Here is a 22931-nt window from a genome sequence, read left to right as displayed (position 1 = left end):
CGGGCACGCGACGCCGGCACGGCGCCGCCAGGAGAGCCGCAGTTCGTCCGGAGCTATCCGCCGGTGGCCAGGAAGCGCTCGACCTCGTCGCGGCGGGGCGCACCGCTCCGGCCGCCGAAGCGGGTGCATTTGATCGCTGCCGCCGCGGAGGCGAAGCGGATCGCGGCCTCTTCGCCCTGCCCTTCCGCCAGCGCCAGGGCGAAGGCGCCGTGCCAGACATCGCCGGCGCCGAGCGTATCCACGGTCTCGACCGGGAAGGCCGGGCTGTGCCGGACCTCGCCACGCTCTATGAACAGCACGCCTTCCTTGCCGAGCGTCACCGCCAGCCAGGTCGGCACGCCGGCCGCGACCTTGGCGAGCCCGGCGCGCGGATCATCCTCGCCCGAGACCTCGCGCAAGGCCTGCTGGCTGAAGGCGACGTGGCTCGCCGTTCCAACGAGGTCCCGATGCGGCGGCTTGCGGTCACCGTCGAGGACTCCCGGCACACCGGCACCACGGGCGAGCCTCAGCGCAGCCAGCGCCCCCTCGCCCCAGCGCGTATCGGCCAGCACGGCCCCGGCCGCCTCCGGCAGATCTCGCGGCAGCCATTCGACATCCTCCGGCATGGCCGGGTCGGAATAGGAGATGACCATGCGCTCGCCTTCGGCATCGACGAGAATCGCCGAGACGGGCGAGCGCAACCCCGCGACACGGCGCGCGAAACCGGTATCGACGCCATCGGCGTCCAGGTCCGCGACGATCTGATCGCCTGTCAGGTCGTCGGCAAGCCGCGTCGCCAGCCAGCAGGCGCCGCCGAGCCGCGCAATCGCGACCGAGGCATTGCCGGCGCAGCCGCCGCCGACAACCGCAAGCCCGCGCGAACGATACTTCTCGCCGCGCGTCGGCATGGTCTCGACGCTGTAGACATAGTCGAGCGTCGCGATACCGAGGCAGAAGACGCCGGCGCGCGCGGGTTCATGAGCCAAAGCGCTGGCCTTCGATATCGGTATGAACGAAGTCGTCGCCCTTATAGGCGAGCTTCAGGCCTGCTGCGCGGGCGGAGGCATAGGCGAAGCAATCGCCCATGTTGAGGCGCGCAGGATGGCGTGTCGAATGGTGGTAGGCGGCTGCACAAGTATGAGCGATCTGGCCGACCGTATCATCGATCGAGAGAACGCGAATCCTCGCATCCTCCAAAAAGTCCCGCACCACCCTGTACCCTTCGTCGATGCCAAAGCGCTTCACCGCCGCCAGGCGCGTCGATGCCTCGAATATTGCGAGAGGCGACGTCACGACCTCGCTCTCGTCGACGAGCGATGCCCTGATCAAGGGAGCTTCGGACTCTTCCAGCAAGTTCGCCACTATGACGGATGCATCCAGAAACATCAGGCGTCACCGTACTCGCGGTCGAAGAATTCCTTATGGGTCAGGCCATCGCCCACAGTCGGGTAAGCCGCCAGCCTTTCCTGGGCCTTGCGGGTTGCCTCATCGACCTGCCGGCGCCGCTCCTCGCGGCGCTTCAGCTCGCGCTCCACGGCCATGCCGATCGCAGCCTGCAGGCTGATGCCGTCGCGCTCCGCCAACTCGCGGACCATGCGGTCAATGTTCGGATCGCGGACAAGAATACCCATCGCAGCCTCCATGATATCACCTGATGATATCATGGAGGCTATCGCGGACCAAATGCCGGTTTGGCCTTACCAGACGCCGGTATTCGGCATGCTCAGCCACGGCTCGGCCGGGGCCTTGGCATCGCCCTTCTGGAGCAGCTCGATCGAGATGTTGTCGGGCGAGCGGATGAAGGCCATGTTGCCGTCGCGCGGCGGGCGGTTGATCGTGACGCCCGCCTTCATCAGCTTGTCGCAGGTCGCGTAGATGTCGTCGACCTCATAGGCGAGATGGCCGAAATTGCGGCCGCCGGTGTAGGTTTCGGGATCCCAGTTATAGGTCAGCTCCAGCGTGGGGCGGCCGCGCGAAGCGCCGGCGCGGGCCGCGTCGAGATCATCGGAAGCCGCGAGGAAGACCAGGGTGAAACGGCCCTTCTCGTTCTCGATCCGGCGGGTTTCGACCATCCCGAACTTGTTGACGTAGAAATCCAGCGCCTGATCCAGATCGGTCACGCGCACCATGGTGTGGAGATAACGCATCGTGTTTCCTCGTTGAGCGGCTGCAGGGTTGATCCGTTTCCTAAATCAGGCAAGAGCATCGGCGTTCCAAGAGACGGCAAGCAGGACGAGCCATGACGACAACGCAAGACGGGCCGGTGACGGCGCCGCCTCAGCGCGCCACGCCCGCCCAGATCGCCCGCATCAAGCAGCGCGCGGCGATCCTCTCGGTGATGGCGACGATCCTGCTGACGGCAGCGAAGATCCTCGGCGCCATCATCTCCGGCTCGCTCGCCCTGCTGACCGACGCCCTGCAGGGGCTGGTCGATGTCGGCTCGACATTGTTCACCTGGTTCGCCGTGCAGGCCTCGGACAAGCCGGCCGACGACGAGCATCATTACGGTCACGGCAAGGTCGAGTCTCTTGCCGCGCTGGTCGAGACCGCGATCCTGTTCACGCTGGCCGGCGCGATCCTGTGGGAGGCCGGCAACCGGCTGTGGAACGGCATCGTCGAGCATGTCTCGGTGACCCCGCTGGTCATCGGCGTGATGCTGCTCTCGATGACCGTCGACGCCATCCGCTGGCGCTCGCTGACCAAGGTGGCGAAGGAGACCGGCAGCGAGGCGCTATCCGCCGAAGCGACGCATTTCTCGGCCGATTTCATCGGCTCGGCGCTGGTGCTCGCCGGCCTGATCGGCGTCTGGTACGGCTTCGAGCGGGCAGACACCGCCGCCGCCTTCGCCATCGCCGCCTATACCGCCTTCTCGGCCTATCGCCTCGCCCGGCGCGTGCTCGACACGCTGATGGACGCGGCGCCTGAAGGCGTCACCGAGAAGCTGCGCGAGGCCGCCCGCTCCGTGCCGGGCGTGGTCGGCATCAACTGGCTCAGGGTTCGCCCGGCCGGCGGGCGCGTCCATGGCGAGATCGGCATCAGCGTCTCGCGCACGCTGCCGCTGGAGCGTGTCACCGCGATCAAGGCCGAGCTTGGCGACGCATTGCTGAAGGCCGAGCCGGGCTCCGAGATCACGATCACGGCCGATCCGGTGCAGGTCGATGACGAGACCGCGCTCGAGCGCGTGCTGCTGATCGCGCTCAAGCTGAAGATCCCGGCGCACCACGTCACCGTGCACAGCATCGGCGACAAGCTCTCGGTCAGCCTCGACATGGAAGTCGACGCGACCCTGCCGCTCGGCGAGGCACACGAGGTCGCGACGCGGCTGGAGAATGCGATCCGGGCCGAATTCGGCGGCGAGACCGAGGTCGAGACCCATATCGAGCCGATGGAGACCGGCCAGCCGGCCGGCCACAACGCGGCCTGGGAGACGGTCGAGGATATCGGCAAGGCTCTTGCGGGCGAAGCGGCGAAGCTCGCCGGGCCGATCCACGACATCCACAGCGTTCGCGTGCGCCAGACTGCCAAGGGGCTCGTCGTGAACTACCATTGCCGGGTCGACCCGGCACTCGACGTCGCCTCCGTGCATGCTGCCGTCGATGCGATCGAAAGAGCGGTGCGCATCGCCCGCCCCCAGGTCTGCAGGCTGGTGAGCCATGCGGAGCCGGCGGTTCTGGCCGGGGCTTAAGGCGTTCCCGCCGTCATTCTCGGGCGGAGCGAAGCGCAGATCAGAGTATCTCTGGCCGGACGAGGCGCTGGAGTCTTTTTCGTCAGGAGATGCTCGGGTCAGGCCCGAGCATACGGCCGTGTTTCCATCCCAAGCCGGCATGCTCTAGAAACGCCCCCTGACCTTCGCCATCAGGGTTTCCATGCGTACCGAAGATGCTCCGCTGATCCGCCTCGAGGATTACCGTCCCTCCGACTGGCTGATCGACACGGTCGATCTCGACTTCAGCCTTCACCCGCAGAAGACGCGCGTGCGCGCCCTGCTGACCCTGCGCCCCAATCCGGCGGGCCGGCCTGGCCCGCCGCTGGTGCTCGACGGTGACGAGCTCAAGCTGACATCGCTCAGCCTCGACGGGAAGCCGCTCGACGCATCCGCCTATACGGTGACGGCGCAGGCGCTGACGATCCCCGCCCCGCCGCAGCATGACTTCACACTGACGATCGAGACGGAGATCGACCCCTCCGCCAACACCAAGCTGATGGGGCTTTATCGCTCCTCGCGGGTCTACTGCACGCAATGCGAGGCGGATGGCTTCCGCCGCATCAGCTATTTCCTCGACCGGCCCGACGTAATGAGCGTCTACACGGTCAGGCTGGAAGCGGAGAAGGCGGAGGCGCCTGTCCTGCTCTCGAACGGCAATCTGGTCGCGACCGGGGAAGTGCCCGGCAGCGACCGGCATTTCGCGGTCTGGCACGATCCGCACCCGAAGCCGGCCTATCTCTTCGCGCTGGTCGGCGGTGCGCTCGACCATGTCCGGCAGGACTATGTCACCGCCGAGGGCAACAAGGTCGAGCTCGCCGTCTATGTCGAGCCCGGCAAGGCGGAGCGGGCCGGCTGGGCGCTCGACTCGCTGGTGCGCTGCATGCGCTGGGACGAGCAGGTCTTCGGCCGCAACTACGATCTCGACGTGTTCAACGTCGTCGCCGTGTCCGACTTCAACATGGGGGCGATGGAGAACAAGGGCCTCAACATCTTCAACGACAAATACGTGCTCGCCGATCCGCAGACCGCGACCGATGGCGACTATGCCTCGATCGAGGCGATCATCGCGCATGAGTATTTCCACAACTGGACCGGCAACCGCATCACCTGCCGCGACTGGTTCCAGCTCTGCCTGAAGGAAGGGCTCACGGTCTTCCGCGACCAGGAATTCTCGGCGGATGAGCGCTCGCGCCCGGTGAAGCGCATCGCCGATGTCCGCACGCTGCGCTCGACCCAGTTCTCGGAGGATGCAGGCCCCCTCGCCCATCCTGTCCGGCCGCGCGCCTACAAGGAAATCAACAACTTCTACACGCCGACGGTCTACGAGAAGGGCGCGGAGGTCATCCGCATGCTGAAGGTCCTGATCGGCGACGAGGCCTTCAGACAGGGCATGGACCTCTATTTCGAGCGCTGCGACGGCACCGCCGCGACGATCGAGGAGTTTCTCGCCTGTTTCGCCGAGAGCTCCGGCAGGGATCTCTCCCATTTTGCCCGCTGGTATGAGCAGGCCGGCACGCCGACCGTCGTCGCGTCGGGCCGCTACGATGCCGCCGCCAGACGCTATACGCTCGAGCTGGCGCAGAGCACGCCGCCAACGCCCGGCCAATCCGAGAAGCGGCCCGTCGTCCTGCCGATCAAGCTCGGCCTCGTCGGATCGCATGGCGACCTGTCGTTGAAGACGAGCTCGAACGCCTATGCCGGCGATGGCCTCATCGTGCTCGACACCAGCTCCCTCTCGATCAGCTTCGAGGATGTGGCGGAAGCGCCGATCCCCTCGCTGATGCGCGGATTCTCGGCACCGGCGCGGCTCGATCTCGACCTGTCCGATGCCGAATTGCTGCGGCTGTTCTCGGCCGACAGCGATTCCTTCAACCGCTGGCAGTCGCTGCAGACGGTCGCCACCCGCGCGCTCGCCGCCGCCGGCAAGCCCGGCGCGGATCGGAATGCCCTGACCGCCACGGCTGCCGAGCTCGGCCGGGCGCTCGACGGCTTCGTGAAGGCCGATGCGCTGACCGATCCGGCTTTCGCCGCGCAGGTGCTGCGCCTGCCCGCCCCGGCCGACATCGCGCGCGAGATCGGCGGCGATGTCGATCCGGACGCGATCTTCGCCGCCCATCGCAGTCTCTCGGGCGCCATCGGCAAGACGCTGCTCGGCAATCTCCCGGGCCTGCGCGCGGCGCTGGCGACAAGCGGCGCCTACCGGCCCGATGCCGCCTCCGCCGGGCGGCGCGCCCTGCGCAATGAATTGCTCGGGCTGGCGGCGCTCGCAGCCCCTGCCGAGGGCGCCGGCCTCTGCGAGGAGCAGTTCGCCACGGCCGACAATCTGACCGACCGGCTGGCGGCGCTCGCGGCGATGACGCTGATCCCCGGCGAGCGTCGCGAGGCACTCATTGCCCGCTTCGCGGAAGCCTATGCCCGCGAGCCGCTCGTCCTCGACAAATGGCTGATGGCGCAGGCACTGATCCCGGAGCCGGAAACGTTGGAACGGGTGAAGCGGCTGATGCAGCATCCCGCCTTCTCGCTCGGCAACCCGAACCGGGTCAGGGCGCTGATCGGCGGCTTCGCGGCCAACCTCACCCAGTTCAACCGGGCCGATGGCGAGGGCTACGGCTTCGTCTCCGACATCGTCATCGCGCTCGACAAGACGAACCCGCAGGTCGCCTCGCGCCTGCTCGGCTCGTTCAAGAGCTGGCGCATGCTGGAGCCCGGCCGCAAGCGGCTCGCGCGGGAGGCCTTGAGCACCGTCGCGCGGATGCCGAACCTGTCTCGAGACGTCGCCGACATCGCGGAAAGAGCACTCGCCTGAGCCGTTCTCCCCAATGGTTAATACCGACCTGTCCAAAACATTAACGTTTCATTACCCGCACAGGATTCATCGGATAAACGCCACAACCTAAAGGAGAATTCTGAGCCCCTGACTCAACTCAGGGCTAGACAAAACAGGACTCTCGGATTCAACTGACAGTGATTCGCGGGGATGCGGCACGTCTCCCGATCTTACTGACGGTAATCGATTTCCGAAGGGGGACGGGCATGTCGCGTGCCAACGCGGATTGCGCATCCGTGCGCGCCGATACGATTCTGGGCGTGGCGAGATCGCTGACGCATCCGTTGTATCAGCGGTTCGAAAGCTTCGAGCCCACATTTCGGACAGCCATCCCCGTGCTCGTCGGGATTTTCCTCGTCATCCTCGGGGCGGGCGCGATCATCCAGACATCCGCCATGCGCGACGACGCCCTCGTCGACGCGGCCGGCGACATGGACCTGGTCTCCGCGCTGGTCGCCCGCGAACTCGACAATGCGACGCTGGCCGGCAAGGAGCCGGCGACCGTACTCGCAGCCCTCACCGCCCGGCACCTCGCCGCCCATGGCCGCATCGTCCATGTCAGCGGCGCCGACGGTCGCGTTGTCGCCAGCGAGCCGGTGATCGGCCAGACGCAGCGCACGCTCACCGACTTCCTCGGCCAGACCCAGCCGCTCACGGTCTTCGGCGACCGGGCCGGCGTGATGCGCATCACCCTTCCGAACGGCGCCGATGTCTTAGCCAGCGTGCGCAACCTCGCCGCCCCGCTCGGCCAGGTCGCGGTGATGCAGCCGGTTTCCCGCGCGCTCTCGGTCTGGCAGGTTCGCCGCTCCGGTCTCTCCATCCTGTTCGGCGCCGCCGGGCTCGTCCTCGGCGTCATCACCGTCGCCTTCATGCTCCAGTCGAAGCGCGCCAGCGCGGCCGACGAGGATTGCGACTGCGTGCGCGAACGCATCGACACCGCCCTCAACCGCGGCCATTGCGGCCTCTGGGACTGGGATCTCGCGCGGGGCCGCATCTACTGGTCGGATTCGATGTATGCCTTGCTCGGCTACGACCGCGCCGGCGAGTACATGTCCTTCGGCGAGGTCAGCAGCTTCATCCATAATGATGATGTCGATCTCTACGCCCTCGCCGACGCCGTGAGCCGCGGCGAGGCCAGCCATCTCGATCAGGAATTCCGGGTCCGCGCCGTCTCGGGCGAGTGGCTCTGGCTCAAGGCCCGTGCCGAGCTGGTGATCGACCGCCGCACCCGCTCGCGACACCTCGTCGGCATCGTCGTCGACATCTCCGAGCAGCGCCGCATGGCCGAGCGCACCGCCACCGCCGATGCCCGCCTGCGCGATGCGGTCGAGGCGATCTCGGAGGCCTTCGTGCTCTGGGATGCCGACAACCGGCTCGTGCTCTGCAACGCCAAGTACCAGCAGCTCCACCAGCTGCCCGCCGAGGCGCTGCAATCCGGCACGAGCTATGACGAGATCATGGCACGCTCGGCCCAGCCGCAGATCGACGAGGAGCCGATGCGGGTCCAGCGCGGCGGCGCCGGCGCCACCTCCTACGAGGCGCGCCTCTCGGACGGCCGCTGGCTCCAGATCAACGGCCGCCGCACCAAGGATGGCGGCTCGGTCTCCGTCGGCACCGACATCACCAAGCTGAAGCAGCAGGAAGAGCGGCTCACCCAGTCCGAGCACCAGCTCCTGATGCACGTCACCGACCTCAAGGCCTCGCGCCAGAAGCTGGAAGCCCAGGCCCAGCAGCTCGCCGAGCTTGCCGAGCGCTATCTGGAGCAGAAGGCTGTCGCCGAGAGCGCCAACCGCGCCAAGTCCGAATTCCTCGCCAATATGAGCCATGAGCTGCGGACGCCGCTCAACGCGATCATCGGCTTCTCCGAGATCATGGAGAACGGCATGTTCGGCCCGCTCGGTGACAAGTACACCGACTACGTCCGCGACATCCGCTCCAGCGGCGGCTACCTGCTCGGCATCATCGACGACATCCTCGACATGTCGCGCATCGAATCCGGCAAGATGCGGCTCGAGAAGAGCGAGATCGTCATCGGCCCGGTGCTGGACCAGGCACTGCGCAAGCTGCAGCCGGAGATCGAGCGCAAGCAACTCGTCCTCAGCCTCGAAGGCCCGTTCGACACCCATATCGAGGCCGACCCGCACGCGCTCTACCAGATCCTCGGCAACCTGCTCGACAACGCCGCCAAGTTCACGCCGGAAGGCGGGCGGATCGCGGTGCGCACGCGCCATGTCCCCGGTGCGCTCAACATCTTCATCGAGGATACCGGCATCGGCATCCCCAAGGAGAAGATCGACCGCGTCGGCCGGCCGTTCGAGCAGGTCGAGGGCGATCTGGTGCGCAGCTACAAGGGCTCGGGCCTCGGCCTTGCCATCGCCCGCTCGCTCGCCGAACTGCATGGCGGCTCGCTCAGGCTGCGCTCGGCCATGGGCGCCGGCACCATCGTCATGGTCCATCTGCCGCTCGACGGCGGCGCCGGCCGCGTCACCGCGCAGGCGGCGTAGAACCCGGCGCGGATTGCCGGAACACCAACGTCATTCCGGGGCAGGCCTCAGGTCTGGCCCGGAACCCAGAACCGAAGCGCTTCGCCATCAGGCATCCAGCGGAGGCATCGGTTCCGGCTTCCGGGTTCTCCGTCCAGGCGGAGCCCCGGGATGGCGGGATGTCCAAGACGGCTGTCTGCGCTCAGCCAGCCCGTGCCTGCCCGAGGATGCGGGTGAAGATCGCCCTCACGCCAGAGCGGACCTCGTCCAGCTCCGCCTTCAGGACCTTCGCATCGGGACGCCCGACGGCCGTCGCGATCCTCCGTAGCACGCGCGGCGGCACCGCCTTGGGGTCGAAGGCTTCCTCGACGGTGAAACGCTGCCAGAGCTGCACGTCGCCGATCAGCCGATGCGCTTCCAGCAACACCGAGGCATCGCCCTCCGAGAGAAGGCCCGCGGCGCGGGCGGCGGCGAAGACCGAGGCCGTATCGTTGACGATCAGGGCGGGGTGCTCGCTGGCGTGGGCGAGCAGCAGGAACTGGGCGAGGAAGTCGAGATCGGTCAGGCCGCCGGCGGCCAGCTTCAGGTCCCAGGCGTCCTTCTCGCCCTTCTCCCTGGCGATCAGCGCCCGCATCTCGGCCACGGCCGTCGCGACCTTGGCCGGCTCGCGCTTTCGCGACAGGATGGCGCGAATGGAAGCCTCGGCCCGTCGCGCCAGCCCGGCATCGCCGGCGACGACGCGGGCGCGGGTCAGCGCCATCTCCTCCCAGATCTCGGCCTCGCCCGCATGATAGGCCTCGAAACCGGCGAACTGCGTCGCCGCCGGGCTCTTGTTGCCGGTCGGGCGCAGGCGCATGTCGACCTGATAGAGCGTGCCGCGCCGCGTCGGCACCGTCAGCGCCGCCACCAGCCGCTGGGTGAAGCGGACATGCCAGGTGACGGGATCGAGGCTCTTGGCGCCGTCGCTCGGGCCAGCTTCCTCCGGCCGATCGTAGAGCAGGATCAGGTCGAGGTCGGATGAGGGCGTCAGCTCGCCGGCGCCAAGCCGGCCAAGCCCGAGCACCACCGTCTCGGCCCCGGCGATGACGCCGTGATCGGCCATGAAAGAGGCGCGCGTATCGGCGAAGGCGACGCGCAGGCAGGCCTCCGCGACGGCGCAATAGGCCTGGCCTGCCCCTTCGGCCGGGTAGACACCGGAGAGCAGCCGTGCCCCGACGAGGAAATTCTCCTGACGGGCGGCATCGCGCAGCCGGTCGAGCCCATCCTCGACGCTCGGCGGCGGCGACCCGACGAAATTGCGGATGCGGCGCTCCAGGGCGTCGGCGTCGAGCACGGCCTGCCCGAAGGCCGGGTCGATGACCCCGTCGAGCACATGGGGATGCAGTGCCGCGACCTTGGCGAGGCGCGGGGCGCTGCCGAGTATCTCGGCGAAGAGCGTCAACAGGGAATCATGCGAGCGCAGCAGCGTCAGCAGCTCGACCGCCGCGGGCATGCGGACGAAAGCATTGTCGAGATGGGCAAGCGCGCCATCGGGATCGGCCGTGCGGCCGAGCGCGACCAGCAGCGCAGGGGTCAGCTCCGTCAGCACTTCGCGGGCGCGGGCGCTGGTGACGGCGGCGCGGCGACCGAAATGCCAACCACGCACTGTCTCCGCCGCCGTCATCGCATCGCGGAAGCCGAGCTTGCCTAGAGTCTCGAGCGTCTCGGGATCGGGCTCGGAGCCCGTGAAGCTCAACGTTCCCGCCTCGGAAGCCAGGCTCGGCCCCTCCTCGAACAGCAGGGCGTAGTGCCCCTCGACGCGCCTCGCATGGGCGGTCAGCGCCTTGCCGAAGGCGGCGGCGTTGGCATAGCCGCAGAAGCGGGCGAAGGCATCGAGATCCCCGGCGGGCTTGGGCAGGGTCTGCGTCTGCTCGTCGTCGCGCATCTGCAGGCGATGCTCGATCGTGCGCAGCCAGCGATAGGATTCGGAGAGTTCGTCGCGCGCCTGCGGCGTGATCCAACCCTCGCTCGTCAGCTCCTTCAGCATGTCGAGCGTGCGCGGCCCCCGCAGCGCCGGGCGGCGACCGCCGAAGACGAGCTGCTGGGTCTGCACGAAGAACTCGATCTCGCGGATGCCGCCGCGGCCGAGCTTCACGTTATGGCCGGCGACGGCGATGGTCTCGTGGCCCTTCACGGTCTGGATCTGGCGCTTCATCGCGTGGATGTCGGCGATGGTCGCGAAGTCGAAATATTTGCGCCAGATGAAGGGAGCGAGATCCTTGAGGAAGCGCAGGCCGAGCTCCGTATCGCCAGCGATAGGGCGCGCCTTGATCATGGCGGCTCGTTCCCAGTTCTGCCCGACGGTCTCGTAATAGGAATAGGCTGATGGCAGCGAGACCGCGACATGGGTCGAGGCCGGATCGGGCCGCAGGCGCAGATCGACGCGGAAGACGTAACCGTCCGGCGTCCGCTCCTGGATGATGCGGGCGATCTGCTGCGTCAGCTTGACGAAGAAGCTCGACGGCTCGCCGACGCCGGCAGCTTCCGCCGCCTCGGGATCGAAGAAGACGACGATGTCGATGTCCGAGGAATAGTTCAGCTCGCCGGCGCCATGCTTGCCCAGCGCCAGCACGACGAGACCGGAACCAACTCCGGGATTGGCCGCATCAGCCAGCTTGATCCGGCCGAGATCGGCGGCCTGACGCAAGACGTGATCGGTCGCGAGGCGCGTCGCCATGTCGGCCGTCGCCGTGAGCGCGGCCGTCACCGTCTCGACATCCCAGACGCCACCGATATCGGCAAGCGCGATCAATAGCGCCATGCCGCGACGAAAACGGCGCAGCTCGCGCATCAGGTCGCCCGTTTCGCAACCGGCGACCGCGAAGGCCTCGATCCCGGCCAGCAGTTCGTCGCGGCGCGCCTCCGGCGACTGCGTCAGGCAGGCGAACAAGGCCTCCGGATCGAAGCGCATGACTTGGGTGAGGAACGGAGAATGCGCGAGGACGCCCGCGACCAGCACCGCGCTATGCGGGTGTCCTGCGAAGTGCACCTTGAGTGCCTCGGCGGCCGCTTCGTCGTGCAGCCGCTCGATCAGCTCGCGCGCGAGCAGCGCCTCGGCCTTGGCGCGTGCCGGCAAGACCGGCGCCGCATCCAGCCTGTCACAGAGCCGTTCAGCCATCACGCACCTTCCCTCAGAGGGACGGCACGCCAGCAGGGTTTGAGACGACTGTCGAGCTTTCAGGCTCCGGAACGGCCTGTATGTCCACAGGCTTGGCCTCGGCCACCGGCAGAGCGATGACCACGCGCAGGCCGGGCGCGTTTTCCTCCAGCCTGAGTTGTCCGCCATGCAGGCGCACCACCCCGGCGGCCAGCGACAGGCCAAGACCGAAGCCCGGCTTGCTGCGGCTGGCATCGAGCCGGACGAAACGATCGAGTACGCGCCCGCGATCGGCTTCCGGGATGCCCGGCCCGTGATCGGCCACGGAAAGCTCGATCTCCGTACCGTTGCGCTGCGCGGCGACTTTCACGACGCCGTCGCCACCCTGTTCGGGGCCGCCATATTTCAGCGCGTTGTCGATGAGATTGGCCAGCGCCTGCCCGATCAGCTCGCGGTTGCCGAAGACCCGCAGGCCCGGGACAACCTCGCTGGAGAGAGCAAGACCCGCCTCCTCGGCCAATGGCTCGTAGAGCTCGGCCATGCCCGAGACGATCTCCGAGAGATCGAGCTCGGCCATGTTCTCGCTGATCCGCCCGGCTTCGAGCCGCGCGATCATGAGCAGCGCGTTGAAGACGCGGATCAGGTTGTCCGCCTCTTCGATGGAACCATCGAGAGCCGCCCGCAGCTCATCCGGCGACTTGGCGCTCCGCAGCGCCTCCTCGGCGCGATTGCGCAGCCGCGTCAGCGGCGTCTTGAGGTCGTGGGCGATGTTGTCGGTGACCTGCTGCATGCCCGCCATCAGCTCGCCGATTCGGTCGAGCATGGCGTTCAGGTTGAGCGCAAGGCGGTCGAGCTCGTCGCCCGTACCGGTGATGGCAAGGCGCCCCTTCAGGTCGCCTTCCATGATGCCATGCGCGGTCTCGCTCATGCCGTCGACGCGCTTCAGCACGCGCCGCGCCACGAACCAGCTCGCAAAGCAGCCGAGGATGAAGACCAGCGCCAGCGACCAGCCGGCGGCGCGGCGGATGACGATGCCGAGTCGGTCGCGCTCCTCGAGATCGCGGCCGACGAGGAGGCGAAAGCCCGCCGGCAGCATGAAGACGCGGACGAGCGCGCGGCTCGGCGTGTCGACGTTCTCGCTGGAACGGGCGTATTCGATCTCGCTTTCGCCCGTGCGGTCGAGCGTTCCCGGCGGGATCGCCTCGACATTGCCGGCGATGCGCTCGCCGACCGGTGTTGTGACGAGATAGAGCGAGGCACCCGGCCCGCGCGAGCGACGCTCGACGATGTTGACGAGCCGGCGGATGCCGCCCTGCCGCTGCTGCTCGGCCAGCCCCTGGATCTCTGCATCGATGGTCGAGCGGATCTGATCCGTCAGCAGGCGCTGCGCGTTCCACGAGACATAGCCGAGCACGACGGCGGCGAAGAAGACGAAGATGACCAGAAAGGCCGCCGTCAGCTTGAAGGCCGTCGTGCGGAACAGGGTCGGCAGGAATTTCTGGCGCCTGCGCGCAGGAACGTCAGCGGGCGCTGTCACGGACCATATATCCCGCGCCGCGGATGGTGTGGATCATCGGCTGCTCGAAGCCCTTGTCGACCTTGGCGCGCAGGCGGCTGACATGCACGTCGATGACATTGGTCTGGGGGTCGAAATGATAGTCCCAGACGTTCTCCAGCAGCATGGTGCGCGTCACCACCTGCCCGGCATGCTTCATCAGATATTCGAGCAGGCGGAACTCGCGCGGCTGCAGGACGATCTCCTGCCCTTCGCGGGTGACGCGATGGGCGAGCCTGTCGAGCACCAGCTCACCGACGCGATAGGTGGTGGGCTCGGAGGCCGGCGCACCGCGGCGGCGGGCGAGCACCTCGACGCGGGCGAGCAGCTCGGAGAAGGCATAGGGCTTGGGCAGGTAGTCGTCGCCGCCGGCGCGTAGCCCCTTCACGCGGTCATCGACCTGCGCAAGCGCCGACAGGATCAACGCGGGCGTCTCGTCCTTCTGCTCGCGCAGGGAGCGGATCAGCGAGAGGCCGTCGAGCCGCGGCAGCATGCGGTCGATGACGAGCACGTCGTAGCCGCCGCCCTCGGCCATGGCATAGCCCTGCAGCCCGTCCGGCGCATGGTCGGCGACATGGCCGACCTCGCGAAAGGCCTTGGTCAGGTAGGCCGCAGCCTCGGCATCATCTTCGACGATCAGGAGTCGCATGGGCGGAGCCTAGCTCATCAAACGAAAAAACGGCAGGCCGGAGGATACGCATCCGGCCTGCCGCCGCGACGGCTGGTCCCTGGGCTGGGGCGACAGGAAACCTTAGGGACCAACCTGCCTGCTTCAGGCCGCCGGCTGGCGGCCGACCTCGAAGGTCACTTCACGGGACTTGCCCTCGCGGAACAGGGTGATCGTGGTCTTGGCGCCGGGCGCGAAGGTCGCGATCTTGCGCGAGAGTTCGCGCGCGTCCTTGATGGCCTCGCCGTTGACCGCGGTGATGGTGTCGCCGCGGCGGATGCCCGCCTTGGCGGCCGGGCCATCGCCCTGCGCCTCGGCGACGAGGGCGCCCTTGGCTTCCTTCAGACCGATGGCATCGGCCATCTCGCCGGTGACGGGCTGGATCTGCACGCCGATGAAGCCGCGCGCCACCGTGCCGTCCTTCTTCAGCGAATCCACCACCTGCTTGACGGTCGAGGCGGGGATCGCGAAGGCAATGCCGACATTGCCGCCGGAAGGCGAGAAGATCGCGGTGTTGACGCCGACGACTTCGCCGTTCTGGTTGAAGGTCGGGCCACCCGAATTGCCGCGGTTGATCGGCGCATCGATCTGGATGAAGTCGTCATACGGGCCGGAGCCGATGTCGCGGCCCTGGGCCGAGACGATGCCGGCCGTGACCGTGCCGCCGAGACCGAAGGGATTGCCGATCGCCAGCACCCAGTCGCCGATCCGGGCCTTGCCTTCCGCCAGCTTCACAAAGGCGAAATCACCGGCGTCCTTGACCTTGAGCAGCGCGAGATCGGTGCGCGGATCGGTGCCGACGACCTTGGCGTCGAGCGTTTTGCCGGAGTCGGTGACAAGCTGGACCTCGACGGCGTTCTCGACGACGTGGTTGTTGGTCACGACATAGCCGTCCTGGCTGACGAAGAAGCCGGAGCCCTGGGCCATGCCCTGACGCGGTTGCGGCCGGCTCGGAGCCTTGCCCTCGCCAGGCTCGCGGAAGAAGCGACGCAGCTGCGGCGGCAGGTCGTCCAGATTCTGCTCGTCATTGGCGGCCGCTGCCTGCGTCTTGACGCGGACGGAAACAACCGCCGGCTTCACCTTCTCGACGAGATCGGCGAAGGAGGGCAGAGAACCCTGGGCGCCGGAGAGCTGGATCGGCTGAGCGATGGCGTTGTGGTTCTGCATCAGCGCGCTGTCGGCGATGCCGGCGGCGAGGCCGATGCCGAGAACGGCGGTGCCGGCGAGAAGGGCGCCGCGCTTCAGGATGGACTTACGGGTTTCGTTCTGTGTCGTCATGATTGAACCTCGTGGAGCGACAGGGATGCCCTGCTCGTGACGAGGACCATGAAGCCCGCCGCCTTACGCGGCTTTGGCCTGAAGATGACGGTTTCGTAAGGTTGCCGTGGACAGACCACCGCTGGCCTTGACGAAAGCCAGGCCGCGGAAGTTCCCTCGACAGGGTGATCGGCGGGGGCTGGCATGCAGACTATCTTGGGGCGGGTTTTCTGGAGCGTTGCGCTGGTCGCGACCTGCCTGAGTGGCGCGGCTTCCGCGCAGCAGGGTTCAGCTTACGGCGTCGGGTTGCGGATCGCGCAAACGCGGGGCTACGCCAATACCGATTGCTATGCGCGCGTCTTCGCGAAGCATGCCATCGTGGTCGAGAATGACCGGGGACAGCGTGGATGGCGCGCGCCTTCGACGCCCGCCTACAATGCAGAGCAGCGCTCGCGGTGCGGTGTCGATCGGTTGCAGGATTTAGCCATGCGGCGCGGCGCAGAACGCTTCGGGGCCGCTGGTGCTCCGCGCCCACGCGGCGGTGTCTATGGGCTCGGGCTGAAGGTCGCGGCCGAGCGCGGCTATTCCGGTAGCGATGCCGCCTGCTTCGCCCGCACTTACGCGACCTTCGCTTCGCCTCACCCCGCTCCGCGCGGTCACGTAACCTACGTGATCGCCGGCGCCAGCATGCATTCCTATTCCCAAGAGCTGTTCCGGGCCTGCGGGATCAGCCGTTAGGGTTTCTCGGCGGGATCGATGAGGGCTGCGAGCTTCGCCTGCTCTTCGGGGGACAGCGCTTGCGGCCCTCCAACGGAAGCCGGGCGATTGCGCGCACGCGTCCAGACGAAGCCGAACGCCAGCAGCAGGATCATGAAAGGCGCCGCCCAGAGCAAGGCTGTGCGCGCATTGACCGGCGGGCGCAGCAGCACGAAATCGCCGTAGCGGGCGACGACGAAGTCGACCACCGCCTTGTCGTCATCGCCGCTCACGAGCCTTTCGCGGACAAGGAGGCGCAGATCGCGCGCCAGCGGGGCATCGGAATCGTCGATCGACTGGTTCTGGCAGACCAGGCAGCGCAAGCCGCCGGAAATGGCGCGCGCCCGCTGTTCGAGGGCCGGATTCGGCAGCACCTCGTCGGGCTGCACGGCAAAAGCGCCGACTGCCGTCAGAAGCGCAAAGCCGATGACGAGGGCGATCCGCCGCATCGCCCTACTCCGCTGGCTGGGGCGCAGCGACCGGCGCGGCGCGTTTCGGCGCGGCCAGCCGGAAGCGGCGGTCGGTCAGCGAAAGCCCACCGCCGAAGGCCATGATGATCGCGCCGATCCAGATCAGCAGGATCAGCGGCTTGTCGTAAAGCCGCACCGCGACGCCGCCATCCTGCGCCTCGCCGAGGCTGATATAGGCCTGGCTCAGCCCGTCGGTTCGGATTCCAGCCTCGGTCGTCGGCATGTTGCGGGCGGTGTAGATGCGCTTCGATGCCTCGACCGGCGCCAGCTCGCGATTGCCGGAGAAGAGCTGGAAGCGCGCGACCTCGGCACGGAAATTCGGCCCCGTCCGCGGAGAAACACCTTCCAGGACGATGGTGTAGCGCCCGCTCGTCAGGCGTTCTCCCGGCTTGAGGACCGCGATCGACTCGCTGCTCCAGGCAGCGGCGGCAATGCCGATGATGCTGACGCCGACGCCGGCATGAGCCAGAGCGGTGCCCCAGGCGGAGCGTGGCAAGCCCTTGGCCCGCGACAGCATCGCCTTCCAGCCCTTGGCCCGCGCGACGATGCGCTCGCCGAGGTCGACCGCCGCGCCGAGGACCAGGAAGACGCCGAGGCCGATACCAAGCGGGGCAAGGACCGGCCCGCCCCGCGTGAAGGCAATCAGAGCGAGCGCCGTCAGCACGGCCAATCCGAAGGCGGCGGCATTGCGCTGCGCGGCGCCGAGCAGATCGCCGCGCTTCCAGGCCAGCGACTGGCCGATCGGCAGGATCAGCAGCAGCGGCACCATCACCGGTATGAAGGTGGCGTTGTAGAAGGGCGCCCCGACCGAGATCTTGTCGCCGGTCAACATCTCCAGGACCAGCGGATAGAGCGTGCCGACGAAGACGGTGGCGCAGGCCGTAGCCAGGAAGACGTTGTTGACGACGAGCGCGCTCTCCCGGGAAATCGGCGCGAACAGCCCGCCCTGCCGCAGCAGTGGTGCGCGCCAGGCGAAAAGGGCCAGGGAACCGCCGACGAAGAAGATCAGGATGAAGAGGATGAACAGGCCGCGCGCCGGATCGCTGGCGAAGGAGTGCACCGAGGTCAGCACGCCGGAGCGAACGATGAAGGTGCCGAGCAGCGAGAGCGAGAAGGTCAGGATCGCCAGCAGGATCGTCCAGACCTTGAGCGCGTCGCGCTTCTCCATCACCACCGTCGAGTGGATCAGGGCCGTGCCTGCCAGCCAGGGCATGAAGGAGGCGTTCTCGACCGGGTCCCAGAACCACCAGCCGCCCCAGCCGAGCTCGTAATAGGCCCAGTAGGAGCCCATCGCGATGCCGAGCGTCAGGAAGGTCCAGGCCAGCAGCGTCCAGGGCCGAACCGCACGGGCCCACATCGCGTCGATGCGCCCGTCGATCAGGGCTGCGACGGCGAAGGCATAAGTGATCGAGAAACCGACATAGCCGACATAAAGCAGCGGCGGGTGGATCGCGAGGCCGAGATCCTGCAGGATCGGGTTGAGGTCCTGCCCTTCGGCCGGCGCCGGGGCCAGCCGCTGGAACGGGTTCGAGGTGAAGAGCGTGAAGGCCAGGAACGCCACGGCCACCAGCCCCTGCGCGGCGAGAGTCCCGGCCCGCAGTCGCGGCGGCAGGGAGTTGCGCGACAGCGCCACCAGCGCGCCGAACAGGGTCAGGATCAGCACCCACAGCAGCATCGAGCCTTCGTGGTTTCCCCATACCGAGGTGAGCTTGTAGATCAGCGGCTGCGCCGAATGGGAGTTGGCGACGACATTGCCAACCGAGAAATCCGAGCGGACATAGGACGCGACCAGCGCCGCGAAGGAGAGCGCAACCAGCGCGAAGCTGATCAGGGCCGCGCTGGTTCCGACCGACGCCAGCGCCCTGTCCTGGCGCACGACGCCCCAGAACGGCACCAGCGCCTGGATGACGGAGACGCCGAGCGCGAGAGCCAGCGCGTAATGACCGATCTCGACGATCATGCCGCTCATGGCTTGGCCGGAGCAGATGCAGGAGCGCCGGCGCCGCCGGGCTGCCAATGGCCCTGCTTCTTCAGCGTGTCGGCGACCTCGCGCGGCATGTAGGTCTCGTCGTGCTTCGCCAGCACCGAATCCGCCTTGAAACGCCCTGCCCCTTCGAAGACGCCTTCGGTGACGACGCCCTGCCCCTCGCGGAACAGATCGGGCAGCAGCCCGTCATAGGCGACCTTGATCGCAGTCTTGCTGTCGGTGACAGCGAAAGTAACGCGCTGGCCCGGCCCACGCTGCACCGAACCGGCCTCGACCAGCCCACCCAGCCGCATGCGCGTACCGGGAGCAACGCCCTTCTCGGCGATCTCGGTCGGGCCGTAAAAGAAGACGATCGTGTCGCGAATCGCGAAGAGCACGAGGCCGGCCGCGAAGAACAGCACGGCGCCCGCCGCCGCGATCAGCGCGAGCCGACGCTGCTTGCGGGTCAGGCGGCGCTTGGCGGGAAGCGCGCGAGCTGGTTGGGCGACACTCATGGTGTGGCCTCCTTCAAGGCCAATTCATCGGCCAAGGCATCGATGGCGGCAAGCGAAGCAGCATCCTGAGACAACCTCTCGCGCGCGGTCTTCACCGCCTGCAGCGCTGCCGGTCGATCCCCGAGGACGACGCGGGCCCGGATCAGGCGGCTCCATTCCGGCAACGTCCCGCCGCCCGCGGCCAGACGCTCCGCGAGTCCATCGACCATGCTCCTGATGGCCTGCTGGCGCTCGCCTTCCGGCAAGGCGGCGATCGCCTTGCGGCCGGCATCCGCCTGCATCTGCTCGATACGGGCGCGAACGGCAGCGCTCCATTCCGCCTCGGGCGGCGCATCGGCCAGGAGTTGCTGCAAAGCCGAAAGCGCGCCCTCGCCGTCCCCGTCCTGCTCCTTGGCGACGGCCAGGTAGAAGCGCGCCCGTGCATTCTGCGGATCGAGGCGGACCGCTTCCACCAGCGCTTCGCGCGCAGCGGAGGTCACGACGCCGCCTGCTTCGAGGATGCGGGCTTCGCCGAGGCCGGCGAGCAGATTCGTATCTGGGTTTCCATAGCGGACGGTCGCGGCGAAAGCCTTGGCGGCGTCGTCATATCGCCCCTGCCTCAGATAGATCGGCGCGATCAGCGACCAGCCCTTCGCATCCGTCGGGTTGGCGGCAAGATGTGCCTCCATGCGCGCCAGGACGACGGCGAAATCCTGCTGCGGCCCGGCGTTCTCCAGCCGCGCCGCCAAGGGCTGGTCGGGAAAGCCGGGCGAGCCGTAGAGCCCATAGACCAGCACGGCCAGCAGTGGCACGACCGACAGCATCAACGCAGAGCTCGCGCGGCGGCGACGCAGCGACGGCTCGGTCTCACCCGATGGCCCCGTCTCGTCATTCGCCGCGCGCAGCAGCCGTCGTGCCGCTTCGGCGCGCGCAGCCTCCGCTTCCGGCTCCGCGATCAGCTTGCGCCCGAGATCGCGCTCGATCTCCTTGAGCTGTGCCCGATAGAGGCTCTTGGCGTCCGCGACATCGGCGAAGCCCTGCACCCGGCCATGACTCAGCGGCCAGAGCAGGGCGAAGATCGCCGCTCCGGTCATGGCCGCAAAGATCGTCCAGATCATCATGCGGCGTTCTTAGCCAATCGGCGGGCCATGTTCATGGCGACAAAGGGTCACGCGGGTTGGATTTGATCTAGATCGAAGGCAGGACGAGACGCACCCGCAAGCCGCCGAGGGGCGAGCGCTGCAGCGTCAGCTCGCCGCCATAGAGCTTGGCGAGGTCGACGACGATCGAAAGGCCGAGGCCGGAACCGGGCATCGCCTCGTCGAGGCGGCGGCCGCGCTTGAGCACCTCCGCCATCGCATCGTCCGGCAGCCCCGGGCCGTCGTCATCGATCAGCAGCGCCATCTTCTCGCCCTCGCCGATCTTGCCTTCCGCGATCGAAACCTGGACCGTGGAATTCGCCCATTTGAACGCGTTGTCGAGCAGGTTTCCGAGCATTTCCTCGAAATCCTGCTTCTCGCCGCGGAAACGCAGCGACGGCGGGACCATGTGCGAACCCGTGATGTCCCTGTCCTGGGAGATCTTCATGAAGGTTCGCAGCAGCGCGTCGAGCGACGGAACGACCTCCGTCACACCGCCCAGCGCCCCGGACAAGGCCGCCGCGCGAGCGCGATCGAGGTAGTACTGCACCTGATCGCGCATGATCGCGGTCTGGGTTCTCACGGTCTGCGGAAGCTGGCCGTCATCCGTCCCAGCCTCGTTCATCATCACGCTGAGCGGCGTCTTCAGGGCGTGGGCGAGGTTGCCGACCTGGGTGCGGGCGCGGTCGAGGATCTCGTGATTGGCATCGATCAACTCGTTGAGCTCGCTCGCGAGCGGCGCAAGGTCGGGCGGATACTGACCGGCGATGCGTGGGCTCTCGCCCGTCCGCACCAAACCGACGGCCGCGCGCAGCCGCACCAGCGGCCGCAGGCCAAAGCGCACCTGCACGAGCGTCGAGGCGACCAGCGCTATGCCGAGCAGCAGGAAGGTCATCGCCAGCGCGAAGCGGAAGTCCTGGATATCGCCTTCGATCTCGTCGGCCGGCGCGGCGACGGCAACGGTGAAGCGCCCATCCTCGCCGACATCGATCTCGCGCTCCAGAATTCGCAGCAGGCGGTCATCCGGGCCGGAGACATAGCTTTCGCGCAGCCCGCGGCTGTTCGGCGCGATCGACTGGTCGAGCAGCTTCGGGAGCTGGCCGCCGACCAGCGAGCGCGAGGCGCGGACGTTCGGACGCTCGCCATCGAGGCGGGTGATCTGCCAGTACCAGCCGGTGAGCGGCAGATCGAAGCGCGGCTCCCCGAGGTCGCCGATCGTCTGGCGTTCGGTTTCCGGCGGCGCCGCGAGGTCGGCGACCAGTTGCTTGATGTAGACCGATAGACGCTCGTCGAAGCCGCGCTCGGCCGAGCGGCGATAGAAGGTCGTGAGGCCAACGCCCGCAAGGACCAGGATCAGGACGCAGCAGAAAGCTGCCGAGAGAAACAGTCGCGCTCCCAGCGAATAGCGATGGGATTTGAGGACCATCTCCCGCGATCAGACCTTTTCCGGAGCGGCGGCGATATAGCCCAGGCCCCGGACGGTCTCGATGATATCCACGCCCAGCTTCTTGCGCAGGCGGCCGACGAAGACCTCGATCGTATTGGAATCGCGGTCGAAATCCTGGTCGTAGAGATGCTCGACCAGCTCGGTTCGCGAGACGACGCGTCCCTGGTGATGCATCAGATAGGACAGCAGCCGATACTCGTGCGAGGTCAGCTTCACCGGATTGCCGTCGACGACGACGCGGCTCGCGCGCGTATCGAGGCGGACGGGGCCGCAGACGAGCTCGGAGGTCGCGTGCCCCGCGGCGCGGCGCAGCAGCGCGCGCACCCGCGCCAGCAGTTCCTCGACATGGAAGGGCTTGACGACATAGTCGTCGGCGCCGGCATCGAAACCGCCGACCTTGTCGCTCCAGCGATCGCGCGCCGTGAGAATCAGGACGGGCATGGTCTTGCCGGCCCGGCGCCAGCCTTGCAGCACCGCGACGCCATCGACCTTGGGCAGGCCGAGGTCGAGGATGACGGCGTCATAGGGCTCGGTCTCGCCGAGATAGAGCCCCTCCTCGCCGTCGAAAGCCTTGTCGACGGCGTAGCCGGCGTTCTCCAGCGCGGTCACGATCTGGCGGTTGAGGTCCTTGTCGTCCTCGACGACGAGCAGTCTCACGGTCGGTACGCTCCAGTTTGTGCAGATGTCCGCAAGGTGGTCAGCGGATGGTGGCGATCTTGCCGGATTGTCCTTCCAGCGTCACCCGGGCAACGCGTCCGTCGCGTTTCAACGTGGTGACGACATAGACGAACTCGTCGCCCTGGCGGCAGAGCCTGATGCGGACGACCTCGCCCGGCGCTGCGTGGCGGGCATGGCGCGAGGCTTCGGCCGGCTGCATGACTCGCCCCTCGGCAACGGCATCGCGCGTTTCGTCGGAAGACAGGCAGGACATAGGCGTCGCGTCGTCGACGCGGATGATCGGCATCGGCGGAGACATCATGAGCGCGAAAGCGAGGATCGGTTCGACCGGCATCATCGACATGGGCTAATCCCATCCGCGTGAATGCGCC

Annotated in this window: 19 protein-coding genes; 4 read left to right on the top strand and 15 right to left on the bottom strand. The window is 67.6% G+C overall.

The genetic code is table 11. The features are described from left to right. Positions 1-53 precede the first annotated feature (53 nt). The 4 genes from NWE53_RS00870 to NWE53_RS00855 all read right to left on the bottom strand — a co-directional run bounded on the left by NWE53_RS00870 (position 54) and on the right by NWE53_RS00855 (position 2126). Positions 54-965, bottom strand: a complete 912-nt coding sequence (locus NWE53_RS00870) for a PfkB family carbohydrate kinase (RefSeq protein WP_265052518.1) — start codon at positions 963-965, stop codon at positions 54-56. After that, complete coding sequence (locus tag NWE53_RS00865) at positions 955-1365, bottom strand: type II toxin-antitoxin system VapC family toxin (RefSeq protein WP_265052517.1); 411 nt, start codon at positions 1363-1365, stop codon at positions 955-957. Before NWE53_RS00865 ends, NWE53_RS00870 begins: the two co-directional genes overlap by 11 nt. Next, positions 1365-1610, bottom strand: a complete 246-nt coding sequence (locus tag NWE53_RS00860) for a type II toxin-antitoxin system VapB family antitoxin (protein WP_265052516.1) — start codon at positions 1608-1610, stop codon at positions 1365-1367. The genes NWE53_RS00865 and NWE53_RS00860 overlap by 1 nt, the downstream gene beginning before the upstream one ends. A 66-nt stretch (positions 1611-1676) precedes the next feature. After that, the gene (locus NWE53_RS00855) at positions 1677-2126 is read right to left on the bottom strand and encodes a VOC family protein (RefSeq protein ID WP_265052515.1); all 450 of its coding nucleotides are present in this window, start codon (positions 2124-2126) and stop codon (positions 1677-1679) included. Positions 2127-2218: 92 nt separating this feature from the next. On the opposite strand from NWE53_RS00855, the gene NWE53_RS00850 reads away from it, so the two are divergent. The 3 genes from NWE53_RS00850 (at position 2219) to NWE53_RS00840 (ending at position 9016) form a co-directional block, all read left to right on the top strand. Continuing rightward, complete coding sequence (locus tag NWE53_RS00850; RefSeq protein WP_265052514.1) at positions 2219-3664, top strand: cation-efflux pump; 1446 nt, start codon at positions 2219-2221, stop codon at positions 3662-3664. Between the two features lie 181 nt (positions 3665-3845). Continuing rightward, positions 3846-6491, top strand: a complete 2646-nt coding sequence (gene pepN, locus NWE53_RS00845; RefSeq protein ID WP_265052513.1) for an aminopeptidase N — start codon at positions 3846-3848, stop codon at positions 6489-6491. A gap of 227 nt (positions 6492-6718) precedes the next feature. Beyond that, on the top strand, positions 6719-9016 hold the full coding sequence (locus NWE53_RS00840) for a PAS domain-containing sensor histidine kinase (protein WP_265052512.1): 2298 nt from the start codon (positions 6719-6721) through the stop codon (positions 9014-9016). A 181-nt stretch (positions 9017-9197) separates the two neighbouring features. Here NWE53_RS00840 and NWE53_RS00835 read toward each other — a convergent pair whose 3' ends face one another. The 4 genes from NWE53_RS00835 to NWE53_RS00820 form a co-directional block, all read right to left on the bottom strand. After that, positions 9198-12152, bottom strand: coding sequence for a bifunctional [glutamine synthetase] adenylyltransferase/[glutamine synthetase]-adenylyl-L-tyrosine phosphorylase (locus tag NWE53_RS00835; protein ID WP_265052511.1), 2955 nt, complete (start codon positions 12150-12152; stop codon positions 9198-9200). A 13-nt stretch (positions 12153-12165) separates the two neighbouring features. After that, a complete protein-coding gene (locus tag NWE53_RS00830) occupies positions 12166-13668 on the bottom strand; it encodes a HAMP domain-containing sensor histidine kinase (RefSeq protein WP_265052510.1) in 1503 nt (500 codons plus the stop codon). After that, the gene (locus NWE53_RS00825; RefSeq protein WP_265052509.1) at positions 13652-14335 is read right to left on the bottom strand and encodes a response regulator transcription factor; all 684 of its coding nucleotides are present in this window, start codon (positions 14333-14335) and stop codon (positions 13652-13654) included. Before NWE53_RS00825 ends, NWE53_RS00830 begins: the two co-directional genes overlap by 17 nt. A 123-nt stretch (positions 14336-14458) precedes the next feature. Next, positions 14459-15631, bottom strand: a complete 1173-nt coding sequence (locus NWE53_RS00820; RefSeq protein ID WP_320109545.1) for a trypsin-like peptidase domain-containing protein — start codon at positions 15629-15631, stop codon at positions 14459-14461. Positions 15632-15814: 183 nt separating this feature from the next. Between NWE53_RS00820 and NWE53_RS00815 the strand changes: the two genes are divergently transcribed. Beyond that, entirely contained in the window at positions 15815-16348 is a 534-nt protein-coding gene (locus tag NWE53_RS00815) for a hypothetical protein (protein WP_265052508.1), read from the top strand. Here NWE53_RS00815 and NWE53_RS00810 read toward each other — a convergent pair. The 7 genes from NWE53_RS00810 to NWE53_RS00780 form a co-directional block, all read right to left on the bottom strand. Continuing rightward, entirely contained in the window at positions 16345-16815 is a 471-nt protein-coding gene (locus NWE53_RS00810; RefSeq protein WP_265052507.1) for a cytochrome c-type biogenesis protein, read from the bottom strand. The genes NWE53_RS00815 and NWE53_RS00810 overlap by 4 nt on opposite strands. A 4-nt stretch (positions 16816-16819) precedes the next feature. Next, positions 16820-18796, bottom strand: coding sequence for a heme lyase CcmF/NrfE family subunit (locus tag NWE53_RS00805; RefSeq protein WP_265055047.1), 1977 nt, complete (start codon positions 18794-18796; stop codon positions 16820-16822). Positions 18797-18801: 5 nt separating this feature from the next. Beyond that, a complete protein-coding gene (ccmE, locus tag NWE53_RS00800; RefSeq protein WP_265055046.1) occupies positions 18802-19272 on the bottom strand; it encodes a cytochrome c maturation protein CcmE in 471 nt (156 codons plus the stop codon). A gap of 41 nt (positions 19273-19313) precedes the next feature. Further along, positions 19314-20417: a c-type cytochrome biogenesis protein CcmI gene (gene ccmI / locus NWE53_RS00795; RefSeq protein ID WP_265052506.1), complete on the bottom strand. Its 1104-nt coding sequence runs from the start codon at positions 20415-20417 to the stop codon at positions 19314-19316. A gap of 67 nt (positions 20418-20484) precedes the next feature. Beyond that, entirely contained in the window at positions 20485-21861 is a 1377-nt protein-coding gene (locus NWE53_RS00790; protein WP_265052505.1) for a sensor histidine kinase, read from the bottom strand. 9 nt (positions 21862-21870) lie between these two features. Further along, positions 21871-22539 carry a response regulator transcription factor gene (locus tag NWE53_RS00785; protein ID WP_265052504.1) on the bottom strand — a complete coding sequence of 223 codons (669 nt, stop codon included), beginning with the start codon at positions 22537-22539 and terminating at the stop codon, positions 21871-21873. Positions 22540-22579: 40 nt separating this feature from the next. Further along, complete coding sequence (locus NWE53_RS00780) at positions 22580-22903, bottom strand: PepSY domain-containing protein (protein WP_265052503.1); 324 nt, start codon at positions 22901-22903, stop codon at positions 22580-22582. Positions 22904-22931: the final 28 nt, after the last annotated feature.

The sequence above is a fragment of the Bosea sp. NBC_00550 genome (assembly GCF_026020075.1).
Taxonomy (GTDB): domain Bacteria; phylum Pseudomonadota; class Alphaproteobacteria; order Rhizobiales; family Beijerinckiaceae; genus Allobosea.
The sequence above is the reverse complement of the archived record's forward strand: the minus strand, read 5'-3'. Positions and strand labels throughout refer to the sequence as shown.